Origin of the sequence: Flavobacterium sp. UBA6135, assembly GCF_002428305.1 — a bacterium.
Taxonomy (GTDB): Bacteria; Bacteroidota; Bacteroidia; order Flavobacteriales; family Flavobacteriaceae; genus Flavobacterium.
Map to the genome: position 1 here is coordinate 158,953 of NZ_DIVJ01000048.1, position 9,221 is coordinate 168,173.

The following is a 9,221-nucleotide window of genomic DNA, read 5'->3' on the forward strand; positions in this document are numbered from 1 at the left end:
ATGAAATTTGCCATTTACGGTCAGTATTACCAAAATGACACACGTCCGATTATTCGTGATATTTTTGTTTTTTTAAATAAAAACGAGGTGGAATTGGTTATAGAAACGGAGTTTTTAAAGATTTTACACCAAGAAGGAATTTTAAAAAAGGAATACAAAACATTTTCTACTCCGGCTGATTTGGATTCTAGTTTTGACATGTTGTTGAGCATTGGTGGAGACGGTTCCATTTTAAGAGCCATTACTTTTGTTAGACAAACAGGGATTCCAATTTTAGGAGTAAATGCCGGAAGATTAGGGTTTTTGGCTAAAGTTCAAAAAGAAAATATTGAAGATTTTATGCAACTTGTTTTGGATAAAAACTACACACTTTCAAGAAGAACGTTGGTTAGTTTAGAAACCAATCCAAAAAATAACAGCATCAAGGAAATTAATTTTGCATTGAATGAAATTTCAATTAGCAGAAAAGACACCACGTCAATGATTACGCTTGAAACCTACTTAAATGGTGAATTTCTTACTTCCTATTGGGCTGACGGTTTGATAATTTCAACTCCAACCGGTTCAACAGGTTATTCTTTGAGTTGCGGTGGCCCTGTTCTAACCCCTGATGTTAAAAGTTTGGTGATTACTCCAATTGCTCCTCACAACTTAAATGCAAGGCCATTGGTTATTCCTGACAAAACGGAAATTAAGATAAAAGTTTCGGGTAGAGAAGCAAATTATTTAGTTTCTCTTGACAGTAGAATCGCAACGTTATCCAACAATACCATTTTAACCATAAAAAAAACACCTTTCAAAATAAACATGGTTGAAATTGAAAATGAAACGTTTCTTAAAACGCTTAGAAACAAACTTCTTTGGGGTGAAGACAAGCGAAATTAAACCTCAATTTCAGCTTCTTTTACAAACTGATATACTACTATCCTATATATTTCGTTTTTTTTGAATATAAATATGTGATTTATACCAATTATTTAGCTGTTAACTTCTCATAATTGTTATATTTGCACGCTATTTCAAAAGCAATGAATAGAGTACTGATTTTGATTATCTTTTTGGCATTTGGGCTTTCATCTAAAGCTCAAATTAATGAAGTCGGCATTTTTGCAGGCGGTTCAAACTATATCGGTGATATAGGAAAAACCAACTTTGTTAATCCAAATCAAGTGGCGTTAGGTTTAATCTATAAATGGAACCGAAGTACCAGGCATTCCTATAGATTTAGCTTTACTCACGCTAAAATAGCAGCAGACGATGCGGATTCTAAGGCTTCGGGCAGAAATGAAAGAGGTTATTCGTTTAAAAATACAATTAATGAGATATCTGCCGGATTTGAATTTAATTTTTTTGATTTTGATTTGCATCATTTCAAACCGCAAACAACGCCCTATGTTGCTACCGGAATAAACTATTACAGTTATAATGAATTGTATTTTTTTGATGGCATTGTTAGAGAAGACGAAAAAGAAAGAGGCTTTTCAATTCCTATTATCTTAGGAATTAAAAGTAGAATAAATAATGATTTTGTAATTGGCATAGAAGCAGGGGTTCGTTACACATTTACAGATAACTTAGACGGCAGCAATCCGCAAAATAAGAACTATACCAATTTAAAATTTGGAAATTTAAATAGTAATGACTGGTATGTCTTTTCAGGCATAACACTAACTTATACTTTTGGTGAAAACCCATGTTTTTGCCCTAATTAATAAATGAGCTTAGAAAATTCTATAGTAAAAGACAAACTGCCAAAACACGTAGCCATAATTATGGATGGCAACGGACGTTGGGCTAAACAAAAAGGGATGCTTCGCGTTTTTGGTCATGAAAACGGAACTAAAGCCGTTAGACAAGTGGTTGAGGCTGCCGCTAAACTAGGAATTGAAAACCTAACGCTCTATGCTTTTTCTACAGAAAATTGGAACAGACCAAAAGTAGAAGTCGATACTTTAATGAATTTATTGATTAATTCATTAAAAAAAGAACTTCCAACTTTAGTAAAAAACAATATAAAATTAAATTCCATTGGAAAAATCAACTTACTTCCAACCGGTGCTCAAAGAGAACTTTTAGAAGTAATTAACAAAACTAAAGAAAATACAGCAATGACCTTAACCTTAGCATTGAGCTATGGCTCAAGAGAAGAGTTGGTATCAACAGTTAAAGACATTGCTCTTAAAGTTAAAAATAATATAATTTCTTTAGAAAGTATTGACGAATCAATTATAAATCAACATCTTTACACGCACAATTTACCTGATGTAGATTTGCTTATCAGAACCAGTGGCGAACACAGAATAAGCAATTTTTTATTATGGCAAATTGCCTACGCGGAACTCTATTTTGTTGAAGTATTATGGCCTGATTTTTTAGAAGAAGATTTTTATAAAGCCATTTTAAGTTATCAGAATAGAGAAAGAAGATTTGGAAAAACAAGTGAACAAATTAAACAATAAATTAGTGATTTTAGATAAATTTAATACATCCCTACTCCTACTACTGTTTAGTAGTATTTTTTTGGGAACTTTACAAGCACAAAACGATTATGAAAGAGGCTCACAATACGTTTTGGGAGACATTGAAGTAACCGGAAACTTAAGCTTCAACAAACAAACTATTATCACTTTTGCCGGGCTTGAAAAAGGACAACGCATTGTTGTTCCTGGAGAAGAACTAAGTAACGCCATAAAAAAATTGGGTAAATTGGGTCTTTTTGGGGATATCGATTTATACATGACAGAAGTTAGAGGAGATACTATTTTCATGGAACTTGAAATCAATGAACTTCCAAAATTGAGTGAAGTTAAAGTTCAAGGACTTAAGAAGTCAAAAACAGAAACCATAATTAAAGAAACCAAACTTACAAAAGGAGCTGTTGTCAATGAAAACTTCATTACAAACACAAGAAACTTTATAGAAAATAAGTACAAAAAAGACGGGTTTTACAATACCAAAGTTGCCATTAACACCATTCCTGACACAACAAGTGGCAATCAGGTAAAAATGGTTGTTAATGTAGACAAAGGCAAAAAAATAAAAGTCAAACAAATTTTAGTTGACGGCAATTCTAAACTTTCAGATGGAAAAATTAGAAAAGCAATGAAGAACACTAAGGTTCAATTTCCTGGAAGATTTTGGAAGGGTTCAAAATTCATAAAAGACAAATACAAAGAAGACTTAGTTAGCATCGTTTCTAAATACAAAGAAAAAGGATATCGTGATGCACGAGTAGTTTCTGATAGTGTTTCTTTTGATTCTAAAAACAATACAGTTACCATCAATTTAAAAGTGGAAGAAGGAAATCAATATTATTTTGGAAATATTAAATTTTTAGGAAATACTATTTATTCTGACGAAAACCTTGCTCGGTTAGTAGGTATCCAAAAAGGCGACATCTATAATGGTGTTCTTTTGGAAAAAAGAATTGCAGACAAAACAAGACCTGACGCATACGACATCACCAACCTTTATCAAAACAACGGCTATCTATTCTCAACTATCAACACGGTTGAAGTTAGCACTAAAAATGATACCATTGATTTTGAAATAAGAATCATGGAAGGGCCTTTGGCTTATTTCAACAAAATTACAGTGGTTGGAAACGACAAAACCAATGATAAAGTAATTTATAGAGAACTTAGAACCAAACCGGGTCAAAAATACAGTAAAGACGATTTAGTAAGAACAATTCGTGAGATTGGCCAATTAGGTTTTTTTGACCCTGAATCAATCGAACCAAAATTCAAAAATGTTGATGCAGCAGCAGGTACAGTTGATATTGAATACAACTTGGTTGAAAAAGGAGCCAGTCAAATAGAACTACAAGGTGGTTATGGTGCAGGAGGATTCATTGGAACGTTAGGATTATCTTTTAACAACTTCTCTCTCGGAAATATTTTTAATAAAAAAGCATACAAACCACTACCAATGGGTGATGGTCAAAAAATGGCACTTCGCCTCCAAGCAAGTAACTTTTTTCAAATTTATAGTTTGACTTTTACTGAGCCTTGGTTTGGCAACAAAAGACCTATTCAGTTAAGCACTTCTATCTCTCATAGTAAACAATTTTTAAACAATTTTGCAACTCGTAACGTAGATAGATCAAGAAGTTTTGACATCACTTCTTTAAGTTTTGGTATTGCTAAAAAACTTTCTGTTCCAGATGATTATTTTATTTTGTCTCAATCCTTGAGTTTTCAATATTATGATTTGAACAATTACAATACAGGATTGTTTACATTCGGAAATGGTTCATCTAGAAACCTTGCATACACTGTCGGATTAAGCAGAATTAGCAAAGGTGTTAATCCTATTTTTCCAATTTATGGATCTGAATTTAGCATTAGCGGTAAATTTACACCTCCTTATTCTCTATTGAATGGAGTTGACTATGCAGACTTACCTAATCAAGAAGCATATAAATACAAACATTCCGGAAGTTCTTATTTTGATAGTAATGGAAATTTTGTTCAAGCTGGTGATTATGTAGATGCATTACCTACACAAACTTCTATTGGAAATCGTGTAGAAAATTATCAAGATGCCGCTGCTGATCCAGGTAAAGTAGACCAAGAAAAATTCAATTGGTTAGAATTTTATAAAATTAAATTTAAAGCAGATTGGTATACACGATTAGCAGGAACACCACAAAAAGCACTAGTACTTCGTTCCAATACTGAATTTGGTTTCTTAGGAGCTTATAACAATGATAGAGGCTTAGTGCCGTTTGAACGCTTCTTCTTAGGCGGTGATGGCTTAGCCAACTTTGCTTTAGACGGAAGAGAAATTATTCAATTAAGAGGTTATCCAAATCAATCATTATCAAATATTGATGGCGGAACCATTTATAATAAATTTTCATTGGAATTAAGGTACCCAATCACACTTAAATCGGCTGCATCAATCTATGTATTGTCATTTTTGGAAGCCGGTGCCTCTTATACCGATTTTAAAAACTACAACCCATTCATATTAAATCGTTCTGCAGGTTTTGGTTTAAGAGTTTTCATGCCTGCCTTTGGTTTATTAGGAATTGACTTTGGTCATGGATTTGATGCCCTACCGGGTCAAACACAAAAAAATGGATGGGAAACACATTTTATTATCGGACAACAATTTTAATTATTATTTTAAGTTATATTTGACATGTAATTTAAAGAATATGAAAAACTTACTTTTAATAGTTTTATTTTTAAATGTAAACGCTTTTGTTTACGGACAAACACGTGGTGTTAAGATTGGATATATTGATATGGAATATATTCTTCAAAATGTACCTGACTACACCGAAGCCAAAAATCAATTAGAATTGAAAGCCCAAAAGTGGAAACAAGAAATTGATGTTAAAAAAAATGAAATTAACGCATTAAAAGAATCATTAAAAAATGAAAAAGTTCTTTTAACTAAAGAATTAATTGAAGAAAGAGAAGAAGAAATTACTTTCCTTGAAAACGAATTAATCGAATTTCAACAAAAACGCTTTGGACCACTGGGTGATTTAGTTACTCAAAAAGCAGTTTTAGTTAAACCGGTTCAAGATCAAGTTTTTTCTGCTATTCAAGATATTGCTGAAGCCCAAAAATATGATTTTATTTTAGACAAATCATCTGATTTGACATTGCTTTTTGCAGCAAAAAGACATGACTTAAGTGACCGAGTAATTAGAACGCTTACAAGAGCTTCTAAAAGAGAACAACTTTCTAACAAACAGTTAAAAGAGCTAGAAGAAAAAGAACGTAAAGAAGATTTCGTAGATGACAATCCGGCTTTAGCAGAACGTAAAAAAATATTGGAAGAACGAAAATCTGCCAGAGACAGCATTGCAGAACTTAGAAAAGCAGCAGCAGATCTAAAGCGTAAGGAATTTGAAGATAAAAGACAAAAACTTTTAGAGGAACGCGAGGCTAAAAAAACTGGCACGGTTTCTGAGAAGTCTTCAAACAAGGAAGATGATGATGCAAAAAAAGAAGATGGAAAAACAGCCGATAAGAATCCTGATAAAGATGCGGTAAAAACAAAACCAGAGGAGGATAAAATAAAAGCACAAGAAGCCCGTCAGAAATTAATTGATGACAGAAAGAAAGAAATTGAAGACCGAAAGAAAAAAATACTAGAAGACCGGGAAGCGGCAAAAAAAGCACGAGAAGAAAAAGCAAAAGAGAATAACGAAAATAAAGATTAAAAATTAAATAAATAATTAAACCTAGAAATGATGAAACAATTGAAAACTTTACTAATTGCTGCCACTTTATTATTTAGCACAAGTCAAGTTATTGCACAGGCAAAAATCGCTCACGTAGATACAAATGAAATTATGTCTAAAATGCCTGCGATGATGGAAGCTCAAAAACAACTTGACAACCTTCAGAAAACATATGACAAAGAATTTAAAACGATGGTGGATGAATACCAATCTAAATTAGAAAAATACAACCGTGAAGCGGAAACTGTAACTGAACAAGTAAACATTGACAGAGCTAAAGAAGTTCAAGATATGGAAAAAAGAATTCAAGATTATAGACAAACAGCTCAAAAAGAATTAAATCAAAAAGAAGAAGACTTAATGAAACCTCTAATGGATCGTGCCAAAACTGCTATAGAAAAAGTAGGAAAAGCAAAAGGATACCAATATGTAATCAATTCTTCTGGACTATTATTAGCTGATGGCCCTGATTTAACATCTGATGTAAAGAAAGAATTAGGCTTCTAAAAAAAAATAAATTATCATTCAAAACTGCTCAATCACATGAGCAGTTTTTTTTTACATTTGTTTTATGATAAATAACGCACCCATAGGTCTTTTTGATTCCGGAATCGGCGGCACTTCTATTTGGAAAGAAATTCATCAATTGCTTCCGAACGAAGATACTATTTATCTTGCTGATAGTAAGAATGCTCCCTATGGTATAAAAAGCAAAAAAGAAATCCAAAAGCTTAGCTTTAAGAACACTGAGTTGCTTTTGGAAATGGGTTGCAAACTTATTGTAGTAGCTTGTAATACTGCTACAACAAATGCGATCAAGGAACTTAGAGCAAAATTTGATGTGCCATTTATTGGCATTGAACCTGCCATAAAACCGGCAGCAAACAAGTCTAAAACAAATTGTATTGGTATATTAGCAACCAAAGGAACATTAAACAGCACCTTGTTTCATAAAGCTGTTTTGAATTATCCCAATACAAAAATTATTGAACAAATAGGTTTTGGTTTAGTACAATTAATTGAAAATGGCAAAATTGAATCCAAAGAAACCAACGAACTTTTAATAGAATACCTCCACCCTATGATTGAGGCGAATATAGACTATCTGGTGCTCGGATGTAGTCATTACCCATACCTTATTTCTCAAATAAAAAAAATACTCCCAAAAGGCATTAAAATTATTGACTCCGGCGAAGCGGTGGCTAGACAAACGGAAAAAATACTCCAAGGAAAAATTGGATTTAATTCGAATCTAAAAAGCAATCAAGTTTTTTTTACAAACGGAAACCCTGAAGTTTTGAAATCCATCTTAAAAAACAAATATAACGTAATCTATAAAGAATTTTAAGTAGTTATTCTTTGAACCAACCGGAATACATCACATAATTAGTTGCTATCCTCTCTATCTCTCCTTTAAATGCAGATTGGTCAATTTCTTTTACTTTTTTAGCAGGAACACCGGCATAAATAGACCCTGACTCCACAACTGTATTTTGAGTAACTACAGCTCCTGCGGCAATAATGGAATTACTTTCAACAACACAGTTATCCATTACAATAGCACCCATGCCTATCAAAACATTGTCGTGAATAGTACACCCATGAACAATAGCATTGTGGCCTATGGAAACGTTATTTCCGATAATGGTGGGATGCTTGTGATAGGTACAATGAATAATGGCACCATCTTGAATGTTTACTTTATTCCCTATTTTAATGAAATGAACATCGCCTCTAATCACAGCATTAAACCAAACACTGCAGGATGCTCCAAAAGTTACGTCACCAACAATCGTTGCATTTTCTGCAACAAAACAATCTACTGGCAGCTGTGGCGACTTTCCGTTTACCGATTTAATAACCATATTTTATACTATAAAAAATCCCGAATGAATCGGGATTTAAAATTGTTAATTAATTGCCGGACAATTACACTCAAATTTATCTCGTTTACAGAACAAATTAATACCTAGCGTAATTTGGTGAAAACCTGCGTTATCAAAACGCACATTACCAGCTAAATAAGAATAAGTATAAGCAAACATGAATTGATTATAATTTACGCCCACTATTGGAGTGATATATTGTAATTTTTGGTCAGATACTGAATTACCGTCAACATACTGTGCCCCATCAAAACTTCTTCTATAGGATAGTCCTCCCCAAATCTTACCAAAGTCTACGTCTTTATAAGCCTTTAAGTTAATATCGATTGATTTTTCTTTCGTTTGTTCAACCATCTGAAATAAGATAGATGGTTCCCATTGAATTCTGTCACTGTCGCCAAAAACATAACCGGCACTAAACAGATACTTCCTTAAATTGTCAGATTCAAATTCGGTATAAATTTCTCTTCTAACATTGGCTATAGCATTTTTAACAGTGAAGTGTGTATAAAAATCCAAGTAATAATACGAAGCTCCAATATCAACATTAAAATAAGAATCTTTTTGATAAATACCTCCAATGATAGGATCAAAAGGTTGCCCGTTTATAAAAGACGTTTCATCCAATTGACTTTGAACCAATGCTCCACTCATACCAAACGAAAGTTGATTCAAATCAATTTCATTTCTCGAAAACATGATATGGTGAGCATATGTTAACTTTGCTCCTCTTTGAGAATGATACCCGTTTTTATCACTGAATAAAATAACCCCCAAACCGGATTGTTCACCCACTCTCCCATTAAAACTTACAGTATTTAATTGGGGGGCGTTATCCTGATCAAACCATTGTCTTCTTCCTGTCATTCTCACCTTAGCACAATTTGCAGCTCCAGCCATTGACGGATGAATTAGGTACAAGTTATCTGTTAAATAATCTGAATATACTGCTATCCCTTCCTGAGAATATGAAAATTGTGTAAAAACTAATAATAAAAGTAAATAACCGCTTTTAAGATTCATGTGCTATCGTTTTAATGAGAAATGTGCTTTAAATTCTTTTGTTTGATTGTTTTCTTCAAAGGTTACTGTAAACCAGTAATCTGTTGATGGCATCGGTTGTCCGTTGA

Annotated in this window: 10 protein-coding genes; 7 read left to right on the top strand and 3 right to left on the bottom strand. The window is 33.0% G+C overall.

From position 1 onward, the window contains the following. From B3L86_RS12305 to murI, 7 genes are all read left to right on the top strand, one after another. Complete coding sequence (locus B3L86_RS12305; protein ID WP_291119595.1) at nucleotides 1-885, top strand: NAD kinase; 885 nt, start codon at nucleotides 1-3, stop codon at nucleotides 883-885. Between the two features lie 143 nt (nucleotides 886-1,028). After that, entirely contained in the window at nucleotides 1,029-1,712 is a 684-nt protein-coding gene (locus tag B3L86_RS12310) for a DUF6089 family protein (RefSeq protein ID WP_291119598.1), read from the top strand. Nucleotides 1,713-1,715: 3 nt separating this feature from the next. Next, nucleotides 1,716-2,459 carry an isoprenyl transferase gene (locus B3L86_RS12315; protein ID WP_291119601.1) on the top strand — a complete coding sequence of 248 codons (744 nt, stop codon included), beginning with the start codon at nucleotides 1,716-1,718 and terminating at the stop codon, nucleotides 2,457-2,459. Next, entirely contained in the window at nucleotides 2,440-5,124 is a 2,685-nt protein-coding gene (gene bamA, locus B3L86_RS12320; RefSeq protein WP_291119604.1) for an outer membrane protein assembly factor BamA, read from the top strand. Before B3L86_RS12315 ends, bamA begins: the two co-directional genes overlap by 20 nt. A gap of 40 nt (nucleotides 5,125-5,164) precedes the next feature. After that, a complete protein-coding gene (locus B3L86_RS12325) occupies nucleotides 5,165-6,184 on the top strand; it encodes an OmpH family outer membrane protein (RefSeq protein ID WP_291119607.1) in 1,020 nt (339 codons plus the stop codon). 30 nt (nucleotides 6,185-6,214) lie between these two features. After that, nucleotides 6,215-6,712 carry an OmpH family outer membrane protein gene (locus B3L86_RS12330; RefSeq protein WP_291119610.1) on the top strand — a complete coding sequence of 166 codons (498 nt, stop codon included), beginning with the start codon at nucleotides 6,215-6,217 and terminating at the stop codon, nucleotides 6,710-6,712. A gap of 64 nt (nucleotides 6,713-6,776) precedes the next feature. Then, nucleotides 6,777-7,553 carry a glutamate racemase gene (gene murI, locus B3L86_RS12335; RefSeq protein ID WP_291119612.1) on the top strand — a complete coding sequence of 259 codons (777 nt, stop codon included), beginning with the start codon at nucleotides 6,777-6,779 and terminating at the stop codon, nucleotides 7,551-7,553. A gap of 4 nt (nucleotides 7,554-7,557) precedes the next feature. Here murI and B3L86_RS12340 read toward each other — a convergent pair whose 3' ends face one another. The 3 genes from B3L86_RS12340 to B3L86_RS12350 are packed head-to-tail and all read right to left on the bottom strand — an operon-like array spanning nucleotide 7,558 to nucleotide 9,207. Beyond that, entirely contained in the window at nucleotides 7,558-8,070 is a 513-nt protein-coding gene (locus tag B3L86_RS12340; protein WP_291119615.1) for a gamma carbonic anhydrase family protein, read from the bottom strand. Between the two features lie 45 nt (nucleotides 8,071-8,115). Beyond that, the gene (locus B3L86_RS12345; RefSeq protein ID WP_291119618.1) at nucleotides 8,116-9,114 is read right to left on the bottom strand and encodes a PorP/SprF family type IX secretion system membrane protein; all 999 of its coding nucleotides are present in this window, start codon (nucleotides 9,112-9,114) and stop codon (nucleotides 8,116-8,118) included. A 3-nt stretch (nucleotides 9,115-9,117) separates the two neighbouring features. Beyond that, the gene (locus B3L86_RS12350) at nucleotides 9,118-9,207 is read right to left on the bottom strand and encodes a hypothetical protein (RefSeq protein WP_291119642.1); all 90 of its coding nucleotides are present in this window, start codon (nucleotides 9,205-9,207) and stop codon (nucleotides 9,118-9,120) included. Between the last annotated feature and the right edge of the window lie 14 nt (nucleotides 9,208-9,221).

Bases quoted from the DNA above. Each gene is read 5' to 3' on its own strand.
- B3L86_RS12325 (WP_291119607.1), top strand. From the start codon at position 5,165: ATGAAAAACTTACTTTTAATAGTTTTATTTTTAAATGTAAACGCTTTT.
- B3L86_RS12310 (WP_291119598.1), top strand. From the start codon at position 1,029: ATGAATAGAGTACTGATTTTGATTATCTTTTTGGCATTTGGGCTTTCA.
- murI (WP_291119612.1), top strand. From the start codon at position 6,777: ATGATAAATAACGCACCCATAGGTCTTTTTGATTCCGGAATCGGCGGC.
- B3L86_RS12330 (WP_291119610.1), top strand. From the start codon at position 6,215: ATGAAACAATTGAAAACTTTACTAATTGCTGCCACTTTATTATTTAGC.
- B3L86_RS12305 (WP_291119595.1), top strand. From the start codon at position 1: ATGAAATTTGCCATTTACGGTCAGTATTACCAAAATGACACACGTCCG.
- B3L86_RS12340 (WP_291119615.1), bottom strand. From the start codon at position 8,070: ATGGTTATTAAATCGGTAAACGGAAAGTCGCCACAGCTGCCAGTAGAT.
- B3L86_RS12345 (WP_291119618.1), bottom strand. From the start codon at position 9,114: ATGAATCTTAAAAGCGGTTATTTACTTTTATTATTAGTTTTTACACAA.
- B3L86_RS12315 (WP_291119601.1), top strand. From the start codon at position 1,716: ATGAGCTTAGAAAATTCTATAGTAAAAGACAAACTGCCAAAACACGTA.
- B3L86_RS12350 (WP_291119642.1), bottom strand. From the start codon at position 9,207: ATGCCATCAACAGATTACTGGTTTACAGTAACCTTTGAAGAAAACAAT.